The organism is Priestia filamentosa (assembly GCF_900177535.1).
In the GTDB taxonomy this organism is placed as follows: Bacteria; Bacillota; Bacilli; order Bacillales; family Bacillaceae_H; genus Bacillus_I; species Bacillus_I filamentosa.
In genome coordinates this window covers 376,557-401,378 of sequence record NZ_FXAJ01000003.1, presented here as the reverse complement: position 1 = coordinate 401,378, position 24,822 = coordinate 376,557, and the positions used below count along the sequence as shown (strand labels likewise).

Here is a 24,822-nt window from a genome sequence, read left to right as displayed (position 1 = left end):
TTCTCTTTACTCTTTTAAATCTTATCAAAAAGTTTTATTATAAGTATAATCATGCTAATTAAAGGGTATCATATATATGCATTTGTTACTATTTTAATAGAATGATTAGGCGTGAGATTTATATATTTGGAGGGAAAGGCTTGGAAATCTTAGGTTTAAATATTGATATTGAAACATGGAAAAGAATTGGAATAGCAGTAGTGATCTTTGTTATCTTTTTAGGACTTCGCAAACTATTTACGTCATACCTTTTCAAACTTGTTCTTGGTTTTGCTCGTCATAAACGAATTAATCTTATTACAACAATATTAGAAGGCTTTGAAAAGCCAATAAGATGGCTATTTGTTATTATTGGCCTTCAGTTAGCGCTTAAATATTTTCCATTTACAGTGCTAGAGCATGATCTTCATCGTCATCTTTTTCGTTCATTATTTATTGCGATGATTGGATGGGGAGTTTACAATGTAGCAGGCTCAACTGCTATTTTCATGGCTACCTTTATTAAAAAATTTGATATTCAAGTTGATAGAATTATTATTCCATTTGTACAAAAGCTTATTCGCTCACTTGTTATTGTTATGGCAATTTCTATTATTGCACAAGAGTGGGGCTTCAACGTAAGTACATTTGTGGCAGGCCTTGGGATTGGAGGATTAGCATTTGCTCTGGCGGCAAAGGATGCGATCGCAAACCTTTTTGGCGGGATTATTATCATTACAGAAAAACCTTTTACAATGGGAGATTGGATTAAAACACCAAGTGTTGAAGGGGTTGTAGAAGATATTACGTTCCGAAGTACAAAAGTACGAACATTTGATCAGGCGCTTGTTACTGTACCAAACGCGACCCTTTCAAGTGAATCAATTATTAACTGGTCTAAGATGGGAAAACGTCAAGTATCCTTCACGTTAAGTTTGACATACAATACGCCTCTTCACGTCGTGAAAGCGTGTGTAGAAGAAATTCAAAGTATGCTTGAAAATCATGAAGAAGTTGATAAAGAAACCATTATCGTTCGTTTTGAAGACTTTAGTCAATCTAGCCTTGATTTACTTGTCTACTTTTTCTCTAGCAACACTGCCTATGTAGAATACCTTCGCATTCGTGAAGATGTGAACTATAAAATAATCGGTATCTTAGAAAAGTACGACGTTTCTATTGCATATCCAACACAAACGCTTGTTGTCCAGCAAAATGATCATCCACTTGCTGAAAATCAATTTCAACGCGCAAACAGCTAATCGCAAAAGCGATTAGCTGTTTCATTTCTTTCTTCTGTTATTAAGACATTGCTTCAGACTGCTGTGCCGTCTTCATTGGAGCTGAAGCTTGTTGTGTTTTTAGCAACCTTGGAGCAGATGGTTTTGTTACTTCAATATACTTGATGTGATGACTATCCATTTCCACCACTTTGAATTTGAATTCTCCGTGTTCGACAACGTCTCCTTGTTTCACATCAAGCTTTTCTGTTAGAATCCATCCTCCAATAGTATCAATGTCTTCATCGTCAATTTCAATTCCTAATAAGTTATTAATCTCACTTACAAGTAATTTTCCATCAACAAGATAGTGGTTTTCTTTAATTTTACGAATCTCTGGGATTTCGTCTGTGTCAAATTCATCACGAATTTCGCCCACAATTTCTTCTAAAATGTCTTCAACAGTTACAAGACCGCTTGTTCCACCATATTCATCAATTAAGACTGCCATATGAATTCGCTCTCTTTGCATCTTAAGCAGAAGATCGTGAATTGGAATAGAATCAATTACTTGAATGATTGGTCTTGTATATTGTTCAAGTGACTTCTCGTCTGGTTGTTTTTCGTGCACAAGATCTGCAAACATTTCTTTTACATTTAATAACCCGATAATATGATCTTTATCTCCGTCAATAATCGGATAGCGAGTAAATTTTTCTTCACGGATAATCTTAATTGCTTTTGTAATAGACTCATCCTTTGAAAGACTTATCATCTCTGTACGAGGAACCATAATTTCTTTCGCTACACGATCATCAAATTCAAAGATTTTATTTACATATTTAAACTCAGATTGGTTAATCTCGCCGCTTTTATAGCTTTCAGATAGCAAAAGACGGAGCTCTTCTTCCGAGTGAACCATCTCGTGTTCACTTGCTGGACGAAGTCCAAACATTCCTACAAACAAACGAGCTGAACCGTTTAATACCCAAATGAATGGATACATTACTTTGTAAAACAAAATAAGAGGACGCGCTGATAAAAGCGTCACTTGCTCAGCTTTTTGAATGGCTACTGTTTTTGGTGCAAGCTCCCCAACAACAACGTGTAAAAACGTTACGGAAGCAAATGCAATACCAAATGTAAGAATATGAGAAAGTGTAGATGGTATATTCAGCTCTACAAACAGCGGGTTAAGCAACCTTTGAACAGTTGGCTCACCAAGCCATCCTAATCCTAGAGCTGTTACAGTAATACCAAGCTGACACGCTGATAAATACTCATCAAGATGTGAGACGACTTTTTTAGCTGCAAGAGCATTTCGTCCTCCCTCTGCGACGAGCTGATCAATTTGTGAGCTCCTCACTTTCACAATGGCAAACTCCGATGCTACGAAGAAAGCAGTTAAGGCGATCAAAATCGCCACAAGCACCAAGTTTAATATGTCCAAATAAATCCCCCACTTACCAAAAGTAAGCGAGGTGTCACCTCCTAATAATCCAAAATTTTTACTATTATATCTTTCTTTTTAAATATTCAGACTAACTTTTACACGAATGAGCTCAAATATTTCGCAATGATGCTAGCGAGTTCATAAGCGTTGAACTACGATCGGACAATTTGTGATTTATTGTACGTTTTTCCCCGTCATTTAACAGCTGAAAAAAAGGCAAAAGCTCACAAATATCGTGTTCTAGCCGTTCCATCCGTCCTTCTAAATATTCAGCCTGTTTTTTAAGAGCCTCATTGTCTTTTTCTAATGAGCGAACCATATCTAAGCGCTGTTTAATTTCACACAAAGGCATATGTTCATTTTTACATTGCTCAATAAATTTGAGGTCTTCTAAAGCTTGCTCCGAATAGAAGCGATAGTTTGATGGAGAACGAACAGCTTTTAATAACCCTTTTGTTGTATAATAATCAATTGTCCGTTTAGATACATTAGCTTTTTGAGCCAATTCACTTATCCGATACTCTGCCCCATCCTATCACCTCTTTCATTTTAATTAAATTAATCATACAATACAAAAACCATACAGTCAAACGTGACAGTTTGGCTCCTAACATAAATGCTTGTTTTCTTATACATTATGCAGCGGCCCTAAAATGTGTTGAAAAGCATCACTAATGTTTATATGAAACACATAATCAAAAAGCGAGTCAAAGCGAGTCTCCTCCCGATTAATGATAATGAGCTTTGCATCTGTATGTTCTTTCACGATAAGCGGAATTTGGTTTACTGGCCCTACTTCAAGTGACGAGCCGAGTACAAAAAACAAATCGGATTGCAAAGCATCTCTTACCGCTTCTTCAAATTGCTGAATTGGATCACCGAAAAGCACAACATTAGGTTTTAAAATTTCTCCGCATTCCTTACATTTTGGGCAATCATATTCATTTAAATATTCTAAATCATACTCCCGATAGCAAGAACGACAGTGCGCTTTTTTGATTGAACCATGAATTTCATAGACCGATTCATGTCCTGAATCATAATGAAGACCGTCAATATTTTGGGTAATAACGCGAATGTTCTTCCCTTTTTCTTGTAGTTTTGATATGTAATGGTACCCTTTATTTGGTACATAGTTATGAAGCATTCTAATTCTAAAAATATCTTTAAAAAGCGTCCAAAATAAGACGGGATCTTTTTCATAAAAATCAAGCGAAACAATGTCTGTAAAATTCATATTTTGTTTATACAATCCATTTGAAGAACGAAAATCTGGAAGACCTGATTCTGTGCTCATTCCTGCTCCTGTGAAAAAGGTAATTGTATCTGCTTGCTTAACTAATTTTTGAACTTTTTCAATATCTGTCATGAAAATTAATATTCACTCCTCTATGACTAGTCTATTAACATAGAACTCCATAATTTCGCGTCTTCTGATAATCCCAATAAAAATCCCCTGATCGTCTACAACTGGGACAAAGTTGCGCTCCATCACACTTAAAAACATATGATCCACTTTCTCATTAATCGAGATTGCTTCTACTTTTTCATGCCTTGGCACGTTAGAAAGAGGAATGCGCGGCGTATCTTCAAATGTAAACTGTTCACTTTTTAGCTTCCAAAGCAAATCTCCCTCTGTTAAGACGCCTATGTAATGACCTTGCTGATCAATAACTGGAATGGATTTGTAACGATGATATTCCATTTTTTCTAACGCTTGCCTCATCGTCCATTCAATATTAACAGTAACAACTTCTTGTTTTGGTATCAGAAAAAAAGCAATATTCATGTATAATTCCCCTTATCGTTTGTTCATATAATAGCAATATCCCCTTGCCTTGCTATTCTTCATTTTACCGTAAATTTACGCTACGCTCAAAGAATAATAGGAAACTTCATTTTCTTTTCAGGATGATGTTTTATATAATAAAACTTAGATTGCACAAAAGGAGTATCTATAATGAAAACACTGCTTATTGATATGGATTCTGTTTTATGCGACCTTATGACAGATTGGCATAAGCGGTACAATGAAGATTATAACGATAATTTATCAGTAGATCGTTTACTATGCTGGGACTCAGCAAAATATGTAAAAAAAGAGTGTGGAAATAAAATTTACGACTACTTAGACGAAGAAGGACTTTTCCTACATTTAAAGCCGCTGCCAAACGCTGTTGAAGTTCTAGAAAGGCTTCATAAACACTTCAACATTTTTATCGTTACAACAAGCCATACATATGCATATACCGAAAAGGAACTGTGGGTCACAAAACATATCCCTTTTATTGGGGCAAAAAAAATCATTTTTACACACGAAAAAAATCAAGTAAAGGGTGATCTGCTTTTTGACGATGCCCCTCATAACTTAGAAGCATTTAAAGATGCAGGACGAAAGGTTGTTGCAATGGATTATCCGTATAACCGCAATATCGATGTTCCGCGGGTGAAAAGTTGGCTCGAATTTGAAGAATTTCTTCAAACAAAAGCATTTTATTAAAAAGGAAGCACGCAAATTCGTGCTTCCTTTTCTATAAACTGAACGTTTATTTATCGTGAGAAAATAACGCTTGAAAAGCGTGTGAAATCTCAATTGATTGAAATACTAATAAAAATGTTGCCGTTATTGAGAAAAACCCAATAAGTAAGGGTCTCATAATCGCTAACATATATTTCAACTCCCCCTTGTTTGAAAAGTTAACAATTACTACACTTAGTATAACATTAATTTAGTGAAATAAAAAGTTACTTGTTCCCAATTCATTTTTTTAAATAAAAAAGAGCTCTAGGCTATATAAAACCTAGAGCTTTCACTTATTTACAGTATCCGTAATAGTCGTTAATTAAATCTAAAATGGTTGGAAACTCTTCAACAGGCGTAAAAATTTGTTGCTCTTTTCCTTTTTCTTCTCCTTGTTCCATTTTCATATCCCCTTTCCTTCATTCTGTTATAAAACATATGAAAGAAAAGAGGAATTGTTGCATAACAAATCAAAATTTATTACTTTTGATTTGGAAATTCAAGTGAAAATAGAACTCCATGCTCATTATTTTCTACTGATATTTCCCCTTCATAAAGCGTCATAAGGCGCTTCACAATCGCTAACCCAAGTCCAAAGTTTCCTTTGTCCCCTTTTTGAAAAGGTTGAAATAATCTCTGAATTAACTTCTCTTCAATATGTGGTCCATCGTTATAAAAAGAAAGAAAAACCGTGTCTTCTCTTTCTTCCACAGAGATTGAAACTTGCTCTTTTGCATATTTTAATGCATTGTCCAGCATGTTTTCACATATCACACGAAAATGCTCTTCTTGCCCATAAACAACAAGGGACGGACATGCTACATGAACAGAAACATCTGGTCTATTTGTTCGCAGGCGCTGAACAACCTCTTTTACAAGAACGCTCATTTTCACTTTGTGCTTCTCTTGGTTTTGTTGAGAAATATAGTCAAGCTTTGTCAAATAAAGCAAATCTTTAATTTTACTTTCCAAACGATTTGCTTCACCATCAATCGTTTCAAGCGTGCTTTCAAACGTTCCATTTGGATGAATGCCATCACGTAGAGCTTCCGTATAGCTTCGAATAACCATAATGGGGGTTTTTAAATCGTGCGAAATATTTTGAAGCATCGATTGCTGTGCTTCATCTTGCTTTTTAAGCTGAATACGCATTTCATCAATCGAATGAGCAAGAACCCCTATTTCATCTGACCGATCTGTTTCAAGCGTACTATCCCATTTTCGATTAGCAATGCGCTGAACATGTTGCTTCATTTCTACAATCGGCTTTGCGAGCCATTTTGAAAAGAAAAAAGCAATTAAAATTCCGCATAAAAGAACAATTAAAGAAACGAGAAAAATACGTTTAAACAATGTTTTTACAAGCTGCTGACGATAGGAATCCCACATATAGGAAACTTGATAAAAACCTTCGCCCTCTATATGAATTTTTCTAATAGCGTAAAGCATTTCTTGATCGTTGACGTTTAGCTTGTAACGCTGTGTATTCTTCTCTTGGCTTATTGCTTGCTTGTATAAGAAATTGAGCACTTTGTTTGGTAAGCTTGTATCATTAGCAATCTCTCCATCAACCCCAAGAAATACGTGTTGAACAGAGCGCAGGTTTTGCTGCTGCTTCAAATCTTGAGGCGTTTGAGAAAAAGGCTCATTATGGCTTGTTAAGGATTGCTGGGAAGCCTCAATTGTTGCATATGTTTCACTTGTAAAAAATTCATTAAGCGTTCCTCTGACAAAAATTAAAATCATCGCTCCCATTAGACAAATAACCGCGGTAAATACAATTAAAATTTGTGCAAATAGCGGTTGCTTTTTCATAGCGAAACGGCTCGATATCCATAAGCATAGATTGTTTCAAGCTTTAAGTATGGCACCTTTTTACGGATCCTTCTGACAAGGTCGTCGACAACGCGATCAGAACCAAAATAATTATCTCCCCAAATTAAGTTCAAAATTTCTTCTCTTGAAAAAGATTGTCCAAGATGGGAAGCAAAGAGAAATATAATATCAAACTCTTTTGGAGAAAGAGAAATTTCCGCTCCGTTTTCTTCAATTGTACGCATAGTTTGATTGATTTTATATGGACCGTATTGCAAAACACTCGGTCGAGCTTGTCCATATATACGCTGAAGTAATTTTTTTGTTCGCACAACAAGTTCTTTTGGCAAAAACGGCTTTGCCAAATAATCATCACTCCCCATTTCAAGACCGATAATTCGATCAAGATCAGCATCTCGAGCTGAAATATAAATAATCGGAACATTTTCATCCACTTTTTTGATTCGTTTTAAAAGCTCATAGCCATCTAAATCTGGCAACATAATATCCAAAATCCATAGATGAGGTTTTTGAGGGATAAACCGGCTAGCTTCTTCTCCTGTCAAAAAAGAGGTTACATTCCAGCCTTCTTTTTCTAAATATGTTTTAAGCACAGTGTTCAACGTTTTTTCATCTTCTACTAAATAAATATCATACATAACGAAGGATTCCTCCACGATTACTTTTCTTCAACTACTCTTTTTCTATTGTACAAAAAGTAAGGAGGATGGCAAGGAGAAAGGTGGGGAAGACATAGGAAATAGCCAGCTTCAAAAAGCTGGTTGAAGGAGTTAACTTGATTTTTTGTAGCGCTGATCTTTTTTAAGCACATCCGCTACTTTTTGGTCCAATGCTTGAATTTTTCTTAATGCTAAGTCATAGTCCATCTTTCGGTAGTGATGGTTACCGCCTGGCTCTTCGTCTGCTTCATCTGCTAAACGAACAACTTTTTGAAGATTGTTCTTATCAAGATAACCCTCTGGTAAATAAGAATCTGTATGAAGTAAAACCGCCAGTGCCATTTCTTTTGCAGAAGCAGGATCCTCACCTAGACGAATTAATAATTTATGAGCGCGCTCTGCGCCTTTTATCGCATGAATATCGTTTTCACGGTATTTTTCATAATCCCACTGTCCGTTCGTGTACCACTCGTAATGTCCAACATCGTGGAGAAGGGCGGCTTTTGTAGCAAGATCTGGGTTAACCTCATGTTCAAGCGCTAGTCGAAAAGCGTGATGAGCCACAGATACTGCATGAGCAATCCCTGATCGTCCTAGATATTTTTGTGCGATAGGATGTGTAAAAACATCTGTCAAAGTTACGTTTCTCAACTTCTATCCCTCCTTTGTTTTAGGTATTTCTATAAACATTAACATAAACCATGTGAGGTTATCAATAGTTTTGTTACGCTATTTTACAAAATCAGCATCAAAATAGTGCGTAAAAAAGTGCCCTTTTTTTCACAGTATTGCATTTTGTACGCTTGTCCCTACCTTCTCCTTCTGTTAGTAGAAACACGTTTGTTGGACAAACTAAGGAGAAATATTTTGGAAAGGAGATGACCTTGGCTTTTCAAGGACTATGATGATTTTTCTTAACCTGTTTATTATCGTTATTTTAATTGCCCTAACGGCTATGTTCGTTTCAACAGAGTTTGCCATTGTAAAGATTAGACACTCTAAAATTAAGCAGATGGTAGAAGATAATATAAAAGGAGCTGAAGCTGCTGAGCAAGTTGTTTCACATCTTGATGAGTATCTCTCTGCTTGTCAACTTGGTATTACAGTGACAGCTCTTGGAATCGGATGGATTGGAGAATCAACAATAGAGTCTATTTTACATCCCCTTTTTGTTTTTTTACGTCTTGAGCCATATGTTCCAAGAGCATTTTCGATTGTTTTAGCTTTCCTAATCGTCACATTTCTTCATGTTGTAATTGGAGAACTTGCGCCTAAAACGTTCGCCATTCAAAAAGCAGAAAAAATCACCGTCATGTTTTCTCCTTTCCTTATCTGGTTTTATAAAATTACGTATCCGTTTATATGGCTTTTAAATCATTCTGCTCGCATGATTACGAAAACATTTGGGCTTCACTCTGTTAGCGAGCATGAAGTGGCTCATTCTGAAGAAGAGCTTCGTTTGCTTTTATCCGAAAGTTACGAACGTGGCGAAATTAATCAATCAGAATTTCGCTATGTTGATCGCATTTTTGAATTTGACGACAGAGTTGCTCATGAAATTATGATTCCTCGTACAGAAATGGTCGCTGTTAACAAAAATATGACGCTGAAAGAGTTCTCACAATATACAGATCAACAACCTTACACACGATATCCTGTTATTGAAGGGGATAAAGATCATGTAATTGGATTAATTAATGTAAAAGAAGCGTTAAAGAGCTATGTTCGTGAAGACTCTGCTAACTCAAGAACCATCGAGGATCTTATTAAACCAATTATCACTGTTTTAGATTCTATCCCTGTTCGTGATCTTCTCTTAAAAATGCAGAAAGAACGAATTCATATGGCCATTTTGTTTGATGAATACGGAGGAACACAAGGACTTGTTACAGTAGAAGATATTTTAGAAGAAATTGTAGGAGAAATACGAGACGAGTTTGATGTAAACGAACTGCCCTATATTCAAACGCTTTCACAAACTCACTATATTTTAGATGGAAAAGTGCTCATTGAAGAAGTTAATCATTTGCTTGGTATCTCTATTGAGGAGGATGAAGTAGATACAATTGGCGGCTACTTGCTTCTCCAGCAAATTGGAGATGGAACAAATCTGTATGCGGATGTGGAAGGCTACCGATTCACCCCCAAAAACATTATTGGAAATCAAATTAAATCTGTTGAAGTAAATAAGATTCCCACTGAACACTAATTATTGAAAGAAGGTGAAGGAATGTGGAAATATTTTATATTACTCCAGAACAGCAGCTTTTTATTACCCTACCGCTTTTAGCTGTTATTGCAGGTTTTCTTTATGAAGTTTTGTTTCGTAACATTTTTATAGGTCCTTTCTTTTCTTTTTGGTTTCCACTTTTGCTCTACTGGAGCATTCCTTCCTTTCAATATTCGCTGAATTGGATATTATACAGTATAGGATGTGCCTTCATTTCTTTACTTTCTTCTTATACAACTAAAAAGTGGCTTAAACTCTAAAAATCGCATTCCCGTAACAAAGAGGTTTCTTTCTTTATACATTTCCTTACATTTTGGTTACAACGCTTGTATTTTGTTTTCTATACGATATGATACGAACGAATAGCTTTTTCGTACGGAGGGAACTATGGATAAACAATACTTCACAGAACTCATATCAAATCAGATTCGTTATGTACGTTTAGAACAAAAGTTTACTCAAGAAAGAATGGCTTATTTACTTGGCATCTCAAAAAAAACACTTTCTCAAATTGAGAAGGAAAAGAAAACAGCAAGCTGGGCTGTTATTGTAACCCTTTGCGCTCTTTTTGAAGAAAGTACAGCATTGAAAAAAGCTATTGGAGACAATCCTGTTGATACAGTTCAATTTATTGCTTTAGAAGACTCCGATCCTCCGCAAGATAAACGACTTGGCGGCGGTATTTGGTGGCGCGAATTAAAATCAAGCGGCCCATTTCGCTTACAGCAAAACATTATTAGTAAACACTATCGCATTTTAGACTTTCATAATTATCGTTATTCAAGCTCTTTTTCAAAGAAAGAAATGATGAGTAGAATGAACGAATTACTTAAACAGTGCCCACTGCAGCCTATTTTAAAAAAATAGGCTATTATTTTTGCCTTTTTCTCCTTTCTCCTTTCTCCTTCTGCATATATTTCAGCAACCGAGCCATTATAAGAATAACCTATTATAATGAAGGAGATAAAAAGATGAGAAAGCTTTGGCTTGTTTTATTTAGCGCTATAATTATGTTTCCTTCTTTAGCACATGCTGAAGAAAAAGAAACGCTAGTCCGTATTGTGAACGCCTCAAGCAACAATGAATCTGTTGACATCTACATTGACCATAAGCCGGCTGTGGAAGGAGCTCTTTTTAAAAATGCAACAGATTATATGACTTTAGAAGAAGGAGCTCATACAATAGAGGTCTATCGTTCTGGTGAAAAGGAAACACCACTCATCGTAGGTGATGTAGAAACAGAAGGAAATCAAGCATATACTGTGATTGCATTCGAAAAAGAAAAAAAAATGAGCTTAAAACTTCTTAATGATGAAACTTCAGCTCCGAAAGGAAAAGCAAATGTACGAGTTTTAAACCTTGCTCCTGTTTCTAACGATCTTGAAGCAAGTATTAAAGATGGGAAAAAGCTTTTTGATAATCTTGCTTTTAATGATGTTTCTTCTTATGAAGAAATTAAAGCGGAATCAAAACTTCATATTAAAGATAATGATAAAAAGGTAACGTCACTGTCGCAAACACTTCAGTCAGGATCTGCTTATACAGTATTGGCGGTAAACTCGCGAAATCAAGTTGAGACCGTTCTCCTTCAGGATAACGCCATTTTGTCACCATCTCTTGTTCCGAAAACTGGAATGGGTGGAATGAGTTCTTCCCATACCCTTTCGTATGCTGCTCTTGTTATTTTAGGAGGATGCGTATTTTTCCTCCGTCGCCGTCACCAATGAAGCACTTCTTTTTAGGCTGTATTTTTCTAGTTTTCCTGTTTTTTAATTCACCTTATACTCTTGCTGCTCATCATGATCAGCCTGTTCTGCTTCTTATTCCAACGGCAAACATTGTAGCCCCTATTGAAGCGCATGGACTTTCACAAAACGGGGAGATTATTTTACCCGAAAACAGCAGTAGCGTAACATGGTTTCAAAATAGTTCTTCCCCAGGAGAACGAGGGAATGCTGTTATTGCAGGACATGTTGACAGTAAAAAAGGACGGGCTATTTTTTATTCACTTTCTAAAATGCGAAAAGGTGACACTTTTTTTATACAAAAGAAAAGTGGAAAAACGATGTCTTTCACAGTGACAAAAACAGCAGTATATGAACGAAATCAGTTTCCCGTGAACAAAGTTTTTGGTTCTTCTTCAAAAAGAACTGTCCATTTAGTTACATGTACAGGGCTGTTTAATAAAGAAGAAGGAACACATGCAGACCGCCTTCTTGTGACTGCAACATTAAATCCTTTTTCACATTAAAAAAAGCGTTCTTTTACAAACGCTTTTGATCATGCTCTTACGCCCAAAGGTTACGCGAGCCTGCTTAATTTTAGTATAAGTTATGAAACGGTTTTCAGAACAAGTATAAAAAGCGCGGAGAAAATCTCCGCGCTTCTTTTATGCGTTATTCTTTTTTTCAGCATCTTTTGCTTTTAGAATCGTCATACGTTTCTTAAGGTAAAGACCTTGGAATGTTCCAAAGACGTTTCCGATTACCCAATAAAGAGCTAACGCAGATGGTAAACTTAAACCAGCGATTAAAACAAAAACTGGCATAATGTACATCATAATTTTCATTTGCGGTAATACTTCATCAGTTGTCATCCCTGCTTTAACTTGTAAGAACGTTGTACAAGCTGCAACAATCGGGAAAATAAAGTATGGATCTGGAGCTCCTAAACTTACCCATAGGAACGAGTGATCAGCAATTTCTTGTGTTCTTGCAATAGCATAATAGAAAGCCATAATAATCGGCATCTGGATAAAGATTGGTAAACATCCACCAATCGGATTGATGCTATGCTTCTGATAAAGCTGCATCATTTCTTGCTGTAATTTCTGTTGTGATTGAGCATCTTTTGATGGATACTTTTCACGAAGTTTTTCCATTTCAGGACGAAGCGCTTGCATTGCCATTGTACTACGTTGTTGTCTAATGATAAGCGGCAATAGAATAAGACGAATTAAAATGGTAACTAAAATAATTGACAGTCCATACTCGTTTCCTAACCAGTGAGCAACATGTGTTAATAATTGAGACATTGGATACACAAAGTACTCATTCCAAATTCCTGTACTATCTGCAGTAATAGGCTCTTTAATACTACAGCCGGCTAAAAGAAAAAGGGCCGGGATAAATAAGGCTAACTTTTTTTTCATAATCCTTCCTCCTAAAAAAATCGTGGTTGAAATACGACGTTCATTGCAGAAGAGAAAGGATCTTCTTCATCTATGTTAGCTGGCTCTTTTACGGGCTTTTTCACTTGCAAGTAGGAAAAATAGTGTAAAGGTCTACATACTCTCCCTTTTTCAAATAAATGTTTCCCTGTTACTAACTGCTTGTCTATTCTTTGGGCACGAACATAAAAATAAGATCTTTTATTGCATGCTAAATAATAGGAAACCGCTAGTAGAAACAAACTTGCATATGAAACGCACAGCAATAATTCAATTGAAAAGTCCATATAACAACTCTCTTTCGCGTTTCTACTTAATTCCTTCCCTAGTATACCATTTTCACTTGTAATATAAAACTGTTCATTTAAGATTATAGGGAAAAATACCAAATTTTCCTCTATACAAAAAAACGCTCTTCCATCCCTTTAGTGGAAGAACGCTTTTAATGTCCATTATTTCATTGTTACTGTCATACAAACGGTTTCTCCTTTTATAACAGAATCCGTAGCTACCAAAGAGATTTTTTCCGAATCAGCACTATTTGTGACAACAACAGGCGTTACTGTACTTTTAGCCTTCTCTCTTACTTTTTCTAAATCAACAGTTAATAGCTTGTCTCCCTTTTTAACTTTTGAGCCTTCTTTTACATGAGCAGTAAATCCATCTCCTTCCATAGCTACTGTTTCAAGCCCAACGTGAATAATAATCTCCGCTCCGTTTTCTGTTTTTAATCCTATAGCATGTTTTGTATGAAAAAGCTGGACAATCTCACCGTCTATTGGAGCGACAACTTCTCCATTTGTTGGTTCAATTGCAAACCCTTCTCCCATCATTTTTTGCGAAAAAACAGGGTCCGGAACGTTTTCAAGGCTAAAAATGCGGCCAGTAAGAGGGGCGGTAATATTCTCTTCTCTCGTTTTCTTTCCAAACAATTTTTTGAACACGTCTCTCTCTCCCTTACATTTTTTAATAGTTTAATTTTTTTAATCTTTTGCTTATTTAATCATTTTTTCTTTCTCTCTGCAAAAAATAAGGCTCTATCAGAAAAAGTGCAGAAATCTTTCTGCACTTTTTGCAACTATTTTCGTTTCGAACCGTTCATACTTGTAGGGTTATTTTTTATATTAAAAAAAGAATGAAAAATCTCGTACGTGTAGAAGATGATGAGAAGAACAATCCCAGCTACAAATGGACTTTGAAGCCAGCTTTTTATGAGCGCACCTTCTTCAAGAGGTATATTCTTAAATAAAAGATAAAGAGCGAACGTTGCTAATAAAACAGACAAAAGGAGCTGTAATTCAAATAAATCACCTGCATCTCTTCGCTCAAACGAAAGATATATCCCCGGAAGAGAAAGAGAGCTGATACAAGCTGTGAGTATACCGAGGAGGATCATTCTTATGCCTGATACTCTACCAACAACAAAGGCTGTTAAAACTCCTATGAAAAAACAAAAAACAAGTGCATTATAAAGAGACAGAGGTAAATGGAAACAGCAAAGGTAGATGGCGGAAAAGGTAGCTGAAATAGTAGTGGAAAAAGTAATAAGTGCTACTGTCGTCTTTTTTTCTTTTAGTGATGTTTGATAACGATAAAGGTAGAAAAGCGTCCAAGTAAAGCACCATAGTAAGAAAAATAAAATAAGAAACAGCATATTTTTCCTCCTTCAAATCTATTTATAGTCGCATTTCATCATTCGAATATTTAGTAAGGGAACTCTATCTTACATATATGCGTACTTTGCTAGATTTAGTCCTTTCTTCTCTACCTTCTATGTTAATTGAACTATTTTTTTAAAGATGATGGAAAATACTTTGCACATTTCACAAAGAATCGCTAAGATTAAGAAGGACTAGAAGCCTCTTTTTTCCTTTTATAAGTGCTAGAAGAGAGCTGATGAAAAGAGAAGTTTAGCTTTATGTTTCAAAGGAATTACGATATAATATTTTTCTACAAAACAATGAAATTGCTAGGTGAAGAGAATGGGAAATAATCGATCTAATGTGCCTCGTTTTGATGTTAATATAGCATTTTTGCTATTTTTATTTTTTTGTGTTAGCTGTATCGGCATCTACAGCGCTCAGTCTTCAGGACAGTACAACGAAAACTTTTTAGTAAAACAAATTATATGGTATATCGTTTCAGGAGGGATTGCTTTTGGGGTCATGTTTTTAGATAGTGATCAACTTCAAAAGCTTTCCTGGTATGCGTACGCATTTGGAGTCTTTTTATTACTAATTTTATTTGTAGCCCCTAACACAAGTTTTACACCAGTTCGTAACGGAGCTCAAAGCTGGTTCATCTTTCCAGGGCTTGGTTCTATTCAGCCTTCGGAGTTTGTAAAAGTCTTTCTGGTAGTTGCATTAAGTAACGTCGTCACAAAGCATAATGAAAAGTATCGTATTCGCGGTTTTCGTGAAGACTTTCTTCTTCTTTTGAAAATGGGTCTAACGCTTGCTCTTCCACTTGGACTTGTATTGAGTCAGCCTGACCTTGGAACAAGCCTTGTACTTCTTGCTATCTTTGTTGGACTTGTGTTTGTATCAGGTATTTCATGGAAACTTATCGTTCCTGCTTTTTCTGTTTTAGCTGTTTTTGGGGGCACAGTATTGTCTCTTGTTATGTACGCTCCTGACTTTCTTGAAAAGTACTTAGGAGTCAACCCATACCAGCTTACACGTATTTACGCATGGCTTGATCCGCGTTCTTACAGCGGAGAAGGCGCTTATCACCTCTTGCAGTCGTTAATGGCAATTGGTTCAGGAATGGTTGAAGGGAAAGGAATTGGCGGAGAAGGCGTCTACATTCCTGAAGGTCATACAGACTTTATCTTTGCTATTATTGCCGAAGACTTTGGCTTTATTGGAGGAAGCGTCGTAATTAGTCTTTTCTTTGTTCTTATCTACTATCTCATTAAATTAGGTCTTGAAACAAAGGAAGCTTTCAACTCCTACCTTTGTGTTGGTGTAATTTCAATGGTTACGTTTCACGTTTTCCAAAACATCGGTATGACAATTCAAGTTCTTCCGATTACAGGTATCCCTCTTCCGTTTATTTCATACGGAGGAAGCTCCCTTATGGGGAATATGCTTGCGATGGGTCTTATGCTTGGTGTTTCATATCATCATAAACGCTATATGTTCAGTTCAAACGGGTAGTAGAGCAATTAAAAATTGCTCTACTTTTTTTATTTACAAAATTATATAAAAGTGGTATATTTATTTCATAGAAAGCGTTTCCAATATGATTTCTTCCTGAAGCATTGTTGCTGAACGCTTTTGCTCAAAGGCCTTGCCATTAGCCTTTTATCCTTTTTTCATTATACAAACGATTAGCCCCTAGAACCACGTTCTAGGGGTGCTTTTTTTCGTTAAGCAACATGTTTCACTTCTACTTTTTGAATGCTTTTACCGTTCATCTCTTTTACTGTAAAGAACACATGATCATCATACGAAACAGTATCTCCTTCTTTCACATCATAATTTTGCATAAGAAGCCAGCCGCTAATTGTATCAACTTCATCATCTTCGAGTGAAAGATCTAAAAGCTCATTCACTTTTGCAATGAGTACTTTTCCATCAAGTAAAACCGTAGAATCATCCACTTTCTCAATGTACGGTAATTCATGGATATCAAATTCATCACGAATCTCTCCTACGATTTCTTCTACAATATCTTCAAGTGTAACAATGCCAGACGTTCCTCCATATTCATCAAACAAAACGGCTAAATGCGCATTCTCTTTTTGCATTTGCAGGAGCAAATCATGAATGGCTACTGAATCAATGACTTGAATAACAGGACGAACGTAACGACTGAGATTCACATTTGGACTCTTTTTCTTCATCAAAATGTCGTTATATAAATCTTTAACATTAACCATTCCAACGATTTGGTCTTTGTCATCGCCATGTACAACAGGATAACGAGTAAATTTATGCTGCTTAATTTCCTGTAAGTTCTCTTGTAGTGATTTTTCAAGTTGCAGCACAAACATCTCTGTTCGAGGCACCATAATTTCACGTGCTAATCGATTATCAAATTCAAACACATTTTGCACGTATTGTAATTCCGAAGAGTTGATCTCTCCACCTCGATAGCTCTCAGCTATTAGAAGACGAATCTCTTCTTCACTATGAGCCATTTCATTCTCTCCAACGGCTTTAAAGCCAAACATACGAGCTAATACTCGCGCTGATGTATTTAAGAACCAAATAAATGGATAAAAAATGCGATAAAACCAAATAAGTGGGGTTGCTGTAAACATCACAATCTTTTCAGCTTTATAAATCGCAAATGTTTTTGGTGCAAGCTCTCCTGTTACAACATGTAAAAAGGTAACAAAGGCAAAGGAAACGACAAAAGAAACGGTTGATGAAAGAGAAGCAGCTAAACCTATTTTTTCAAAAAGCGGTAGGAGTAAACGATGTATTGTCGGTTCTCCTAACCACCCAAGCCCAAGAGACGTTAGCGTAATCCCAAGCTGACAAACAGATAAATATTCATCAAGGTGAGTGACTAGCTTTTTCGCAGCAACCGCTCGCTTGTTTCCTTCTTTTATGCGCTGATCTAACTGTGAAGCTCGAACTTTTACAATGGCAAACTCAGAAGCAACAAAAAAGCCCGAACATATTAAAAGTAAAATTAATGAAACTAATTTAATGGCAATCAATTTCGTCGTACACATTAAAATGTACGAACTACACCTCCTTAAAAATTTCAGTAAAGTTCTTCCACTCTTTCCTTTCCAAGCTTTTCAGTGTATGATAAATGCACGTGATACATCTTTATTAAGGTGGGTGAACAAAATGGCAATTGGTCCTGGTGAATGGTTCATTATTATTGTTGTTGCTCTCCTTATTTTTGGTCCTAAAAAACTTCCAGAGCTTGGCCGAGCCGCTGGTACAACTCTTCGTGAGTTCAAAAAAGCACTCTCTGGTGAAAGCTCTTCAGACACCGAAGAGAAACTGAAGTAAAAAAGTCCCTTAAAGGGACTTTTTTAGCTTTAAAGTCTTGTTCCATGAATATCGTTACCCTTTTCATAAAGTTGCTAACCTTTTTAAAAAAGCTTTGTCATAAAGACATAAAGGAAAGGGAAAAAAGCTGCTGCCCACCCGGACAAAGCAGCCTCTTTCTTATTGCTGTATCGCTGTTTCAAGCGCTACTTCAATCATTTCGTTAAATGTAGTTTGTCTTTCTTCTGCTGTTGTTTCTTCTCCTGTTAATACATGGTCACTAACCGTTAAAATGGATAGTGCATTTCGGTCAAACTTTGCAGCAATCGTGTAAAGAGCTGTTGTTTCCATTTCAATCGCTAACATACCATAGCGAGCCCATTTTTCCCAATCTGCATTTTCATTGTAGAACTGATCTGCCGTAAAGACGCTACCAACGCGAAGACTCAACCCTTTTTCTGTGCCAACATCGTACGCTTTTTTCAGCAAATCAAAATTAGCTGTTGGAGCATAATCAATGCCACCAAACGTCATACGGTTCATTTGTGAGTCTGTTGAAGATGTCATAGCTAAAATAACGTCACGAACGTTTACATCTTTCTTTAAAGCCCCACACGTACCAACGCGGATAAGGTTTTTCACATCATAAGATTGAATTAATTCTGTCGCATAAATAGAAATAGACGGAACACCCATACCTGTTCCTTGCACAGAGATGCGTTTTCCTTTATATGTACCTGTATATCCAAGCATACCGCGCACTTCGTTATAACATGTTACATCTTCTAGAAATGTCTCAGCAATGTATTTTGCACGAAGCGGATCTCCTGGAAGTAAAATCGTTTCTGCAATTTGTCCTTTTTCTGCTCCAATATGTACACTCATTCAATTGTCCTCCTAATAGAAATAGCTTCTCTTTACTATACCATATAAAAAGCTGAACTTGTAATTCCCAAGGCTCCTCCCTTTTCCTAGTGAAAAATGGATGGCTATTTTTTGTTGAAATGCTCATCCTATGAAAGAACATATCGTTCACATAAAAAACGAAAGTAAGGAGCTGATGGAAGTGGGAAAAAAGCAACGTAACCGCATTAATAGCCCAAAGAAAAATAAACCATGTAACAGTCGATAAAGAGGTTCATGAAAAAGAACATAGCGCTATAAAACGAAAAAATGGCCCTGGCAATCACATATAAAAAAAGAGCCTCTAATGGCTCTTTTTATACGTGAGAATGAAGCTGAACAGGCTTCCATCCTCCTGAAAGAAGCTTATAATAATATTTCCCTCTTGTTCCTTCATCAATTAAAATGATATCTCGCGTTCCAACATAGCGAGCGTGAAAATCCTTTGGCAAACGATCTGATACATTAAAATTTCGAAATACTTGGCTAATAACATCCGAATGACTGTGCCCTTTTAAAGACATCTTATACACTTGACGATAGCCGTTTCGGTCCCCAGGATTCGGCGTTTGCATAATGGTAATTTCATATTTCAATGGTCTTTTGACAAGTCGTTTGAAAGTCATTAACACGCTAATTCCCCCCTGCTTTTTCTTCTTTACATTATTAGCTAAGAGGAGAGAGATTTCCTTTCTCTAAAAAAAACTAATTTTGTCGAACGTTTACATATCTAGGAAATACGGTTGCGCGGTTCCTTTTGAGCATGGATTTGCGACTGTATGTCTTGATCTTTCATTTTTAAAGTAGCATGAGAAATCAAGTCATATTGAGTTGCAGAAAGTGAAACGAAAAACACGGTATCATGCGGATAGCATGTTACAGATAAATCTGCTGTTACTGCAAATTCTCCAGCTTCATTTAGCTCATAAGTTTGGGGGCCACATAAAACATATGGACGCCTATTTGGTGCAAACTTAATATCCTCTAAAAAGGTTAGTGCTCTCTCTTTTACTGCATACCCAAAAGAAGAGGTTAAAATTTTAATCATCTCACCGTGCACTTCTCCGTGTAAAAACGGAATTTTTTCAAACATATATTGAATTTGTCGATATGGGACCATCGACTTTAGTTTTTCATAGTATTCTTTTACTTCTAAAAGAGGAGACTCTTGTAACAATTTAGAGGCGCTTTTTAAAAATAAGGTTTGTAAAGACAAGTAAGCTCTCTGTTCCATTAGATGTATAATCCTCCCTTTGCCTAAATCAACTCATCATTCATGGGCACGCTTTTCTTCCGCTGAATCTGTTAATCGTTGATGAATTTTGATTAACAAAATTAATACAACTCCTCCAGCGAGAAATCCAGCTGTTACATCTGTAAAATAGTGAACGCCCAAGTAAATGCGACTAAAACCAATTAAGCCAATGAGCAGGCTAAACAACACAACCATAATAACTTGTTTTGCTTTGCGAGAAACACAGTATGTTATTAATACATAGGCTACAAAGCCAAAGAAAACAAACGAATTCATTGAATGACCGCTTGGAAAGCTAAAATGTGTAGCTGGAACAAGCTGGTCTTGTGGTCGTGTTCTTGCAAAAAACTCCTTTAGCATAAAGTTTAAAGTGCGTGGCACAATAAAAGAAAGAATGGCAAACAAAGCAAGAACTTTGTCACCTTTATATAAGCTATATCCAAACAAGATAAGCGTAAAGAACATAACAAATTTCCACGATCCTAAGTTTGTAATAAATAAGAAAACGGTTGTAGCTGCATCGCTTTGAAATGAAGAAGAGATTAAAGCAATCTCTTTATCAATTCCTACGATAAAAGATGTTTCATACGTAAATCCAATTATTAAAAAAAGTAAAATCATTAAACATAACCATACAGTTAAATGAAACTTCCCCATTATTTTCATCCTTTATTAAAGAAGACAAAGCTCCCTCTGTCTTCTTCTGACATGTTATTTTTTAGGTTTTAAGTAATGTTCATTTTTAGGAGATTGGGTGATATATGGAAGAAATTCGTGTGAAAACTCCATTTTCTCTTTCTCATTTGTGTTCCCTTTTTTCTTCTCCTCATAACGATTACGCAATGAAATCTCCTCCTTTCACACATTAATGTGTGTTAAGGTGGAGAACATTATCCGCACTAATCACTTTTTCAGGTGCTTTTGAATATCATTTTGTAATGCTTCAATGTTTTGATAACAAGGATCTGTACCAAACATTTTACGTATAATAGCTTTCACGTTATCGTGAATGGAAAGCTCTTCTTCCCAAGATTTTTCTTTCTCACTAGGTGTGTATGTAGAGTAAAGCAAGAAGAGCAAGAAATGTGCAAGCATATATAAATCATCTTGAATTTCTTCTTGCTTCTTACGCTCTTCTACCCTCCTAGCTAATCCAAAATCGATAATTGAAATAGACTTTTCTCGTAAAATGATGTTTGGAATACGCAAATCGTTGTGAACAATGCCTTTTTTGTGAAGGATCTGAACCAAGCATGTAACATCAAGCAGAGCTTTTAACGCTTCCTGCTCAGAAAATTTTCTATCTTCTTCAAAAATCAGGTCTTCAAATGTTTTACCGTGAATGTAATCCATCACAATACAATAGTGGTTATTCCAAATGAAGGCATTACGAAGAGTGGGAAATTCCGTATTTGTTAAAGAGGTTAAAATATCGGCTTCCGTTAAAAACGAGTTCTTTCCTTTTTTTGTTCCTTTTCGGGAAGGCCGCAACTGTTTTAACACATAGTGATGTTCTTCATTTCGTAAATCTTGGACAATATACGTAATACCGAAGCCTCCAAATCCTAAGACTTCCTTGACAACGTAGCGGTTTATAATAATCGTATTCAGTTTAATTGGATGATCAAACAGCAATCGTTTTATATGTTTTAACATGTAATTACCGCTTTTTGATTTTTGGCTTTTTGTTTTCTTCTCCAGTTCATGCTTCCCGTCCTCTGCTTTTATAGTGAAATTCATCTACTTTAATAACGTTTTATCAGCTTTAAGAGTTTCACAATACGAGAGAACATACACCTTAATTATGTTCCCCTTTAGATTATTTTCAAACCTATTATACATAGAAATCTGAAAAGGAAGTGGTTTTCGTTGTTCACAAAATTATGGTCTTCCTTCAAAAAAGAAAATAACGACTCTTTTCCAATTTCAATGGCTTTGTGCGTATCATTATTAAAAACGCAGTTAAAGGAACAGCAATCTTCATCTCTTCTTTCGACCAAAGAAGAAGCCATTATTAAAGATATTCGGTCAATCACCAGACGTGCAAATATTAATAATATAACAAGGACAAATGCTTACCTCGATTTTTTTAAGCAGCACCCTTCTATTCATTGGGCCCTTCTTGCGCACTTTGTTTCCCGCAATGGAGGGTATCATATGACAGATTTAGAAGGAAGGTTAATTCCGCATCTTTTAAAACAAAAAAACCGGAAAGCTTTCTTCTTATTTTTAGAACGAGCCAATGCTCTTATTTTTCATGATGCCTTTCCACAGCTTCTTCTTTTTAGAGAAAGTACACGCTGTCAAAAGCCTCTTTTTCATCTTCTCCCTTTTTTTAACGTTTCTTGTTTTATGGAAAAAGTATGGAACGTTTTTTGGGAATATCCTAACAGTGAATTTCTTACAACAGCTCTTATTATTAATGAGCAACATCATCTTGAACAGAAGCTTGTGACCACAAAAGTCGTGCAGCAGAACGTACTTAGAACATGGCCTTTTTTACTTCAGCAATCTTTAGGATTAACAGAAGTCTTACTACCGTCATCTTCCCGTTTGTTCAGCATTACTGTAAATGACTTCTCATCTCTTACAGAACGTATTAAAGTAGGGAAAATGTTGTATAGTATCCTGTACGATAGAGTTTTATTTGATGACTTCCTTCTCTTCGCAGCATCTACTATTCATAGAGGATCACGTGAAGATTATGCCGAGCACTTATTTTCCATTATAGAAATGCAAAAAACAAAGCTGTATAGTCCTCCTCTTAAAACAGCTTGGCCTAATGTTGTTCATCCTTCTCTTCCTCATCAAGACTGGTATAAAAATGATTATGTTTTAAATTTGTTTGCAAGTGAGAAATGCGTCATTCCTAAAGATATAACGGCAAGCTATTCTCGTAAAATTAAAGCACTAAACTCACTTTCTCATACGCTCTCTTCATAAAAAAGAGCACAGAACCAAGCTCTGCGCTCTCTTTTTCTATTCTTCTTCCTCTTCTTCATCAATGATGCTTTTCACAATAAGATAGTCAAACATAATGTCCGCAAGCTCTTCTAGCTCTTGGGATGAAGGGACAAACCCTCGGCGTATTAACTCTTCATAGAAAAAATCAGCCATTTCTTCCGTGTCAATCACAACTTCGATTTCTTTCACAGAATCCCTCCTTTGTAAAACGTATGAAATATAGAAGCTATGTATGTACAAAAAGCATAAACAGAACTCTTTTTTCTTTTTTAGTTCTACTAACTCTAGTTTATCCATAAAGTAGAGTAACTAGTAAAAAGGAGCGTGTTTATCATGAAAAATTCTTTTGCACAAAAAGAAATCCAAGCAAAAAGCAATACAACTTCTTCGTTGGAAGAAAGAATTGATGAGTGCTTGGAAAAGGGTCTTCATATTTTACTTTACGCCGGAGCGCTACCTGTGACGCTCTGGATCATCTTACAGTTTTTCACTAGCTTTCTATGAAATTTTACGTAAATGTTTCAATACTAACTCCATCACTTCTTTATATTCTTCATCTTTGAACCACTCATATAAAAAGGAATAATCATTATAGACATCTAATAGACCATCGATAATTTTTAAACGTTCTGCCATAAGACGCTCCTTGTTTTCTCCTACTTCATTCGGCTTTTTCATCGCTGGTAACAACTCCGTCTTATTAATTTCTTTTCCAGAATAAAGAATACCAACATTTTGAATGTAACGTTCTGCATACTCATACGGAGCAACAAGATGAAGTTCTTCTTCTCCTGCTTCAAGCCACTCTCCGTCTTTTACACGAGATAGTTCGTAAATAATATCTTCCCAGCTGTCTTCTTGATAGCGCCAAATTTCAGTGCGAATCCCAATAATTTTAAACAAATCTTCGCCATAATTATGGACTTGCACAACATCACCAAAAAAATATTTGTACTCTAGGTCGATTCTTTCTTGAATAATGATTTGTCCATCATACTCTTCAAGGGATTCAATCGCATCTTCTAGAAACAAGCCTTCGCTATGATTAACCTCATATACATGCATCCCGTCCATCAATTTGATGTCGGTAATGGTGCCAACTGTTCCATAGATGGTAATGACAACAGTATCTCCAATGCTAAATTTCGGTTCTTTTCCATTAGCCATCTTCTTGCACCTCCTTAACACCTCAGCAACAATTACGAAAAGTTAAGATAGTATATGCAAAAAGAGAAAAAGCGCAATAGGAAGATGAAAGAAAGATGCATTTAACCTAAAAAACTTTTACATAGAAAAGCCGAGGGAGAACTCCCTCGGCTTTTAACGCTCTTCTTCGTAAAGCTCCCATGCTAGATCAAACGTTGACATTCCGTCAAAATAGTCACCGTTAAGTTCTAAGTAAGAGCTAATTTCGTTATAATCTGTTGAATCTTTAGGAAAACTATGGTCTTCATACATATGACGTGCAAGCTTACCAAGCGGATCAGAAGCTTTATTATGACGATGCTTCATCATGTAGTGGTAAAAAGATTTCATTGTGATTCTCCTTTTTTACAATAATTTCTATTATGAAGCAGCAAGGGAATGAATTCTCACAGTAGCGATATTTGAGCTTTTAAGCTTATAAACATACTCTTTTATTTTCAAGATTGCTGTTTGCATTTCAAAAATTTGGGTA

At 36.0% G+C, this 24,822-nt stretch carries 33 protein-coding genes; 11 read left to right on the top strand and 22 right to left on the bottom strand.

The annotated features are described in order from the left end of the window. The first annotated feature begins 140 nt into the window (after positions 1–140). Complete coding sequence (locus tag B9N79_RS15555) at positions 141–1,241, top strand: mechanosensitive ion channel family protein (RefSeq protein WP_040058152.1); 1,101 nt, start codon at positions 141–143, stop codon at positions 1,239–1,241. Positions 1,242–1,281: 40 nt separating this feature from the next. Here the strand turns inward: B9N79_RS15555 and B9N79_RS15550 are convergent, their stop codons facing one another. The 4 genes from B9N79_RS15550 to B9N79_RS15535 all read right to left on the bottom strand — a co-directional run bounded on the left by B9N79_RS15550 (position 1,282) and on the right by B9N79_RS15535 (position 4,441). Next, a complete protein-coding gene (locus B9N79_RS15550; protein WP_040058153.1) occupies positions 1,282–2,649 on the bottom strand; it encodes a hemolysin family protein in 1,368 nt (455 codons plus the stop codon). A gap of 112 nt (positions 2,650–2,761) precedes the next feature. Then, positions 2,762–3,157: a MerR family transcriptional regulator gene (locus tag B9N79_RS26790; RefSeq protein WP_046216804.1), complete on the bottom strand. Its 396-nt coding sequence runs from the start codon at positions 3,155–3,157 to the stop codon at positions 2,762–2,764. Between the two features lie 123 nt (positions 3,158–3,280). Beyond that, a complete protein-coding gene (locus B9N79_RS15540) occupies positions 3,281–4,021 on the bottom strand; it encodes an NAD-dependent protein deacylase (RefSeq protein WP_019393244.1) in 741 nt (246 codons plus the stop codon). Between the two features lie 12 nt (positions 4,022–4,033). Then, complete coding sequence (locus tag B9N79_RS15535; RefSeq protein ID WP_019393243.1) at positions 4,034–4,441, bottom strand: CBS domain-containing protein; 408 nt, start codon at positions 4,439–4,441, stop codon at positions 4,034–4,036. A gap of 171 nt (positions 4,442–4,612) precedes the next feature. On the opposite strand from B9N79_RS15535, the gene B9N79_RS15530 reads away from it, so the two are divergent. Continuing rightward, on the top strand, positions 4,613–5,152 hold the full coding sequence (locus tag B9N79_RS15530; protein ID WP_019393242.1) for a 5' nucleotidase, NT5C type: 540 nt from the start codon (positions 4,613–4,615) through the stop codon (positions 5,150–5,152). 46 nt (positions 5,153–5,198) lie between these two features. On the opposite strand, the gene B9N79_RS26785 is transcribed toward B9N79_RS15530, so the two are convergent. The 4 genes from B9N79_RS26785 to B9N79_RS15515 all read right to left on the bottom strand — a co-directional run bounded on the left by B9N79_RS26785 (position 5,199) and on the right by B9N79_RS15515 (position 8,319). Then, positions 5,199–5,321 (bottom strand): hypothetical protein, encoded by a 123-nt coding sequence (locus tag B9N79_RS26785; RefSeq protein WP_019393241.1) that lies wholly within the window; start codon positions 5,319–5,321, stop codon positions 5,199–5,201. A 332-nt stretch (positions 5,322–5,653) separates the two neighbouring features. Beyond that, positions 5,654–6,988, bottom strand: a complete 1,335-nt coding sequence (locus B9N79_RS15525; protein WP_046216803.1) for a sensor histidine kinase — start codon at positions 6,986–6,988, stop codon at positions 5,654–5,656. After that, entirely contained in the window at positions 6,985–7,647 is a 663-nt protein-coding gene (locus tag B9N79_RS15520; RefSeq protein WP_019393238.1) for a response regulator transcription factor, read from the bottom strand. Before B9N79_RS15520 ends, B9N79_RS15525 begins: the two co-directional genes overlap by 4 nt. A gap of 132 nt (positions 7,648–7,779) precedes the next feature. Further along, a complete protein-coding gene (locus tag B9N79_RS15515) occupies positions 7,780–8,319 on the bottom strand; it encodes an HD domain-containing protein (RefSeq protein WP_019393237.1) in 540 nt (179 codons plus the stop codon). Positions 8,320–8,572: 253 nt separating this feature from the next. Here B9N79_RS15515 and B9N79_RS15510 point away from each other — a divergent pair, with 253 nt between their 5' ends. The 5 genes from B9N79_RS15510 (at position 8,573) to B9N79_RS15490 (ending at position 12,149) form a co-directional block, all read left to right on the top strand. Further along, entirely contained in the window at positions 8,573–9,877 is a 1,305-nt protein-coding gene (locus B9N79_RS15510; protein WP_026009627.1) for a hemolysin family protein, read from the top strand. A gap of 23 nt (positions 9,878–9,900) precedes the next feature. Continuing rightward, positions 9,901–10,158 carry a hypothetical protein gene (locus B9N79_RS15505; protein WP_085118673.1) on the top strand — a complete coding sequence of 86 codons (258 nt, stop codon included), beginning with the start codon at positions 9,901–9,903 and terminating at the stop codon, positions 10,156–10,158. 127 nt (positions 10,159–10,285) lie between these two features. Then, positions 10,286–10,765, top strand: a complete 480-nt coding sequence (locus B9N79_RS15500; protein WP_046216801.1) for a helix-turn-helix transcriptional regulator — start codon at positions 10,286–10,288, stop codon at positions 10,763–10,765. Positions 10,766–10,869: 104 nt separating this feature from the next. Then, a complete protein-coding gene (locus B9N79_RS15495) occupies positions 10,870–11,625 on the top strand; it encodes a DUF4397 domain-containing protein (protein WP_019393233.1) in 756 nt (251 codons plus the stop codon). Then, positions 11,592–12,149, top strand: a complete 558-nt coding sequence (locus tag B9N79_RS15490; RefSeq protein ID WP_082864693.1) for a class F sortase — start codon at positions 11,592–11,594, stop codon at positions 12,147–12,149. The genes B9N79_RS15495 and B9N79_RS15490 overlap by 34 nt, the downstream gene beginning before the upstream one ends. A gap of 138 nt (positions 12,150–12,287) precedes the next feature. Here B9N79_RS15490 and yidC read toward each other — a convergent pair whose 3' ends face one another. From yidC to B9N79_RS15470, 4 genes are all read right to left on the bottom strand, one after another. Beyond that, positions 12,288–13,049 (bottom strand): membrane protein insertase YidC, encoded by a 762-nt coding sequence (gene yidC / locus B9N79_RS15485; RefSeq protein WP_019393231.1) that lies wholly within the window; start codon positions 13,047–13,049, stop codon positions 12,288–12,290. Positions 13,050–13,060: 11 nt separating this feature from the next. Beyond that, complete coding sequence (locus tag B9N79_RS15480; RefSeq protein WP_019393230.1) at positions 13,061–13,354, bottom strand: hypothetical protein; 294 nt, start codon at positions 13,352–13,354, stop codon at positions 13,061–13,063. Positions 13,355–13,519: 165 nt separating this feature from the next. Beyond that, on the bottom strand, positions 13,520–14,011 hold the full coding sequence (locus B9N79_RS15475; RefSeq protein WP_040058156.1) for a PTS sugar transporter subunit IIA: 492 nt from the start codon (positions 14,009–14,011) through the stop codon (positions 13,520–13,522). Positions 14,012–14,145: 134 nt separating this feature from the next. Continuing rightward, the gene (locus B9N79_RS15470) at positions 14,146–14,721 is read right to left on the bottom strand and encodes a hypothetical protein (protein ID WP_040058157.1); all 576 of its coding nucleotides are present in this window, start codon (positions 14,719–14,721) and stop codon (positions 14,146–14,148) included. A gap of 328 nt (positions 14,722–15,049) precedes the next feature. On the opposite strand from B9N79_RS15470, the gene B9N79_RS15465 reads away from it, so the two are divergent. Then, positions 15,050–16,225, top strand: a complete 1,176-nt coding sequence (locus B9N79_RS15465) for an FtsW/RodA/SpoVE family cell cycle protein (RefSeq protein ID WP_040058158.1) — start codon at positions 15,050–15,052, stop codon at positions 16,223–16,225. A 212-nt stretch (positions 16,226–16,437) separates the two neighbouring features. Here B9N79_RS15465 and B9N79_RS15460 read toward each other — a convergent pair whose 3' ends face one another. Next, positions 16,438–17,730: a hemolysin family protein gene (locus B9N79_RS15460; protein WP_081496117.1), complete on the bottom strand. Its 1,293-nt coding sequence runs from the start codon at positions 17,728–17,730 to the stop codon at positions 16,438–16,440. A gap of 145 nt (positions 17,731–17,875) precedes the next feature. On the opposite strand from B9N79_RS15460, the gene B9N79_RS15455 reads away from it, so the two are divergent. Next, on the top strand, positions 17,876–18,043 hold the full coding sequence (locus tag B9N79_RS15455; RefSeq protein ID WP_019393225.1) for a twin-arginine translocase TatA/TatE family subunit: 168 nt from the start codon (positions 17,876–17,878) through the stop codon (positions 18,041–18,043). 159 nt (positions 18,044–18,202) lie between these two features. Here B9N79_RS15455 and deoD read toward each other — a convergent pair whose 3' ends face one another. The 6 genes from deoD to B9N79_RS15430 form a co-directional block, all read right to left on the bottom strand. Continuing rightward, positions 18,203–18,907, bottom strand: a complete 705-nt coding sequence (gene deoD, locus B9N79_RS15450) for a purine-nucleoside phosphorylase (RefSeq protein ID WP_019393224.1) — start codon at positions 18,905–18,907, stop codon at positions 18,203–18,205. A gap of 335 nt (positions 18,908–19,242) precedes the next feature. Further along, positions 19,243–19,551, bottom strand: coding sequence for a hypothetical protein (locus tag B9N79_RS15445; protein ID WP_040058486.1), 309 nt, complete (start codon positions 19,549–19,551; stop codon positions 19,243–19,245). A gap of 104 nt (positions 19,552–19,655) precedes the next feature. Next, complete coding sequence (locus B9N79_RS15440; RefSeq protein WP_019393221.1) at positions 19,656–20,159, bottom strand: hypothetical protein; 504 nt, start codon at positions 20,157–20,159, stop codon at positions 19,656–19,658. A 36-nt stretch (positions 20,160–20,195) separates the two neighbouring features. Next, the gene (locus tag B9N79_RS15435) at positions 20,196–20,837 is read right to left on the bottom strand and encodes a phosphatase PAP2 family protein (protein WP_167555129.1); all 642 of its coding nucleotides are present in this window, start codon (positions 20,835–20,837) and stop codon (positions 20,196–20,198) included. Between the two features lie 54 nt (positions 20,838–20,891). After that, complete coding sequence (locus tag B9N79_RS26780; protein WP_019393219.1) at positions 20,892–21,023, bottom strand: hypothetical protein; 132 nt, start codon at positions 21,021–21,023, stop codon at positions 20,892–20,894. 60 nt (positions 21,024–21,083) lie between these two features. Further along, entirely contained in the window at positions 21,084–21,836 is a 753-nt protein-coding gene (locus B9N79_RS15430; protein WP_040058487.1) for a serine/threonine protein kinase, read from the bottom strand. A 213-nt stretch (positions 21,837–22,049) separates the two neighbouring features. Between B9N79_RS15430 and B9N79_RS15425 the strand changes: the two genes are divergently transcribed. After that, positions 22,050–23,123 (top strand): DUF2515 family protein, encoded by a 1,074-nt coding sequence (locus B9N79_RS15425; RefSeq protein WP_048896723.1) that lies wholly within the window; start codon positions 22,050–22,052, stop codon positions 23,121–23,123. 36 nt (positions 23,124–23,159) lie between these two features. Here the strand turns inward: B9N79_RS15425 and B9N79_RS15420 are convergent, their stop codons facing one another. Continuing rightward, positions 23,160–23,333 (bottom strand): YozD family protein, encoded by a 174-nt coding sequence (locus tag B9N79_RS15420; protein ID WP_019393216.1) that lies wholly within the window; start codon positions 23,331–23,333, stop codon positions 23,160–23,162. A gap of 144 nt (positions 23,334–23,477) precedes the next feature. On the opposite strand from B9N79_RS15420, the gene B9N79_RS26190 reads away from it, so the two are divergent. Then, on the top strand, positions 23,478–23,648 hold the full coding sequence (locus B9N79_RS26190) for a hypothetical protein (RefSeq protein ID WP_019393215.1): 171 nt from the start codon (positions 23,478–23,480) through the stop codon (positions 23,646–23,648). Here the strand turns inward: B9N79_RS26190 and B9N79_RS15415 are convergent. Together B9N79_RS15415 and B9N79_RS15410 are read right to left on the bottom strand one after the other, a co-directional pair. After that, positions 23,643–24,311 (bottom strand): hypothetical protein, encoded by a 669-nt coding sequence (locus B9N79_RS15415; protein WP_019393214.1) that lies wholly within the window; start codon positions 24,309–24,311, stop codon positions 23,643–23,645. The genes B9N79_RS26190 and B9N79_RS15415 overlap by 6 nt on opposite strands. Before the next feature lie 153 nt (positions 24,312–24,464). Beyond that, the gene (locus B9N79_RS15410) at positions 24,465–24,680 is read right to left on the bottom strand and encodes a YozE family protein (protein WP_019393213.1); all 216 of its coding nucleotides are present in this window, start codon (positions 24,678–24,680) and stop codon (positions 24,465–24,467) included. Between the last annotated feature and the right edge of the window lie 142 nt (positions 24,681–24,822).

What these genes read in the sequence shown, in the direction of transcription:
- B9N79_RS15495 (WP_019393233.1), top strand. Translation starts at nt 10,870, where the DNA reads ATGAGAAAGCTTTGGCTTGTTTTATTTAGCGCTATAATTATGTTTCCT.
- B9N79_RS15500 (WP_046216801.1), top strand. Translation starts at nt 10,286, where the DNA reads ATGGATAAACAATACTTCACAGAACTCATATCAAATCAGATTCGTTAT.
- B9N79_RS15540 (WP_019393244.1), bottom strand. Translation starts at nt 4,021, where the DNA reads ATGACAGATATTGAAAAAGTTCAAAAATTAGTTAAGCAAGCAGATACA.
- B9N79_RS15480 (WP_019393230.1), bottom strand. Translation starts at nt 13,354, where the DNA reads ATGGACTTTTCAATTGAATTATTGCTGTGCGTTTCATATGCAAGTTTG.
- B9N79_RS15535 (WP_019393243.1), bottom strand. Translation starts at nt 4,441, where the DNA reads ATGAATATTGCTTTTTTTCTGATACCAAAACAAGAAGTTGTTACTGTT.
- B9N79_RS26190 (WP_019393215.1), top strand. Translation starts at nt 23,478, where the DNA reads ATGAAAAATTCTTTTGCACAAAAAGAAATCCAAGCAAAAAGCAATACA.
- B9N79_RS15490 (WP_082864693.1), top strand. Translation starts at nt 11,592, where the DNA reads ATGCGTATTTTTCCTCCGTCGCCGTCACCAATGAAGCACTTCTTTTTA.
- B9N79_RS15410 (WP_019393213.1), bottom strand. Translation starts at nt 24,680, where the DNA reads ATGAAATCTTTTTACCACTACATGATGAAGCATCGTCATAATAAAGCT.
- B9N79_RS15455 (WP_019393225.1), top strand. Translation starts at nt 17,876, where the DNA reads ATGGCAATTGGTCCTGGTGAATGGTTCATTATTATTGTTGTTGCTCTC.
- deoD (WP_019393224.1), bottom strand. Translation starts at nt 18,907, where the DNA reads ATGAGTGTACATATTGGAGCAGAAAAAGGACAAATTGCAGAAACGATT.
- B9N79_RS15470 (WP_040058157.1), bottom strand. Translation starts at nt 14,721, where the DNA reads ATGCTGTTTCTTATTTTATTTTTCTTACTATGGTGCTTTACTTGGACG.
- yidC (WP_019393231.1), bottom strand. Translation starts at nt 13,049, where the DNA reads ATGAAAAAAAAGTTAGCCTTATTTATCCCGGCCCTTTTTCTTTTAGCC.
- B9N79_RS15440 (WP_019393221.1), bottom strand. Translation starts at nt 20,159, where the DNA reads ATGGAACAGAGAGCTTACTTGTCTTTACAAACCTTATTTTTAAAAAGC.
- B9N79_RS15520 (WP_019393238.1), bottom strand. Translation starts at nt 7,647, where the DNA reads ATGTATGATATTTATTTAGTAGAAGATGAAAAAACGTTGAACACTGTG.
- B9N79_RS15510 (WP_026009627.1), top strand. Translation starts at nt 8,573, where the DNA reads ATGATTTTTCTTAACCTGTTTATTATCGTTATTTTAATTGCCCTAACG.
- B9N79_RS26785 (WP_019393241.1), bottom strand. Translation starts at nt 5,321, where the DNA reads ATGTTAGCGATTATGAGACCCTTACTTATTGGGTTTTTCTCAATAACG.
- B9N79_RS15525 (WP_046216803.1), bottom strand. Translation starts at nt 6,988, where the DNA reads ATGAAAAAGCAACCGCTATTTGCACAAATTTTAATTGTATTTACCGCG.
- B9N79_RS15435 (WP_167555129.1), bottom strand. Translation starts at nt 20,837, where the DNA reads ATGGGGAAGTTTCATTTAACTGTATGGTTATGTTTAATGATTTTACTT.
- B9N79_RS15530 (WP_019393242.1), top strand. Translation starts at nt 4,613, where the DNA reads ATGAAAACACTGCTTATTGATATGGATTCTGTTTTATGCGACCTTATG.
- B9N79_RS15415 (WP_019393214.1), bottom strand. Translation starts at nt 24,311, where the DNA reads ATGGCTAATGGAAAAGAACCGAAATTTAGCATTGGAGATACTGTTGTC.
- B9N79_RS15465 (WP_040058158.1), top strand. Translation starts at nt 15,050, where the DNA reads ATGGGAAATAATCGATCTAATGTGCCTCGTTTTGATGTTAATATAGCA.
- B9N79_RS15430 (WP_040058487.1), bottom strand. Translation starts at nt 21,836, where the DNA reads ATGTTAAAACATATAAAACGATTGCTGTTTGATCATCCAATTAAACTG.
- B9N79_RS15445 (WP_040058486.1), bottom strand. Translation starts at nt 19,551, where the DNA reads ATGACTTTCAAACGACTTGTCAAAAGACCATTGAAATATGAAATTACC.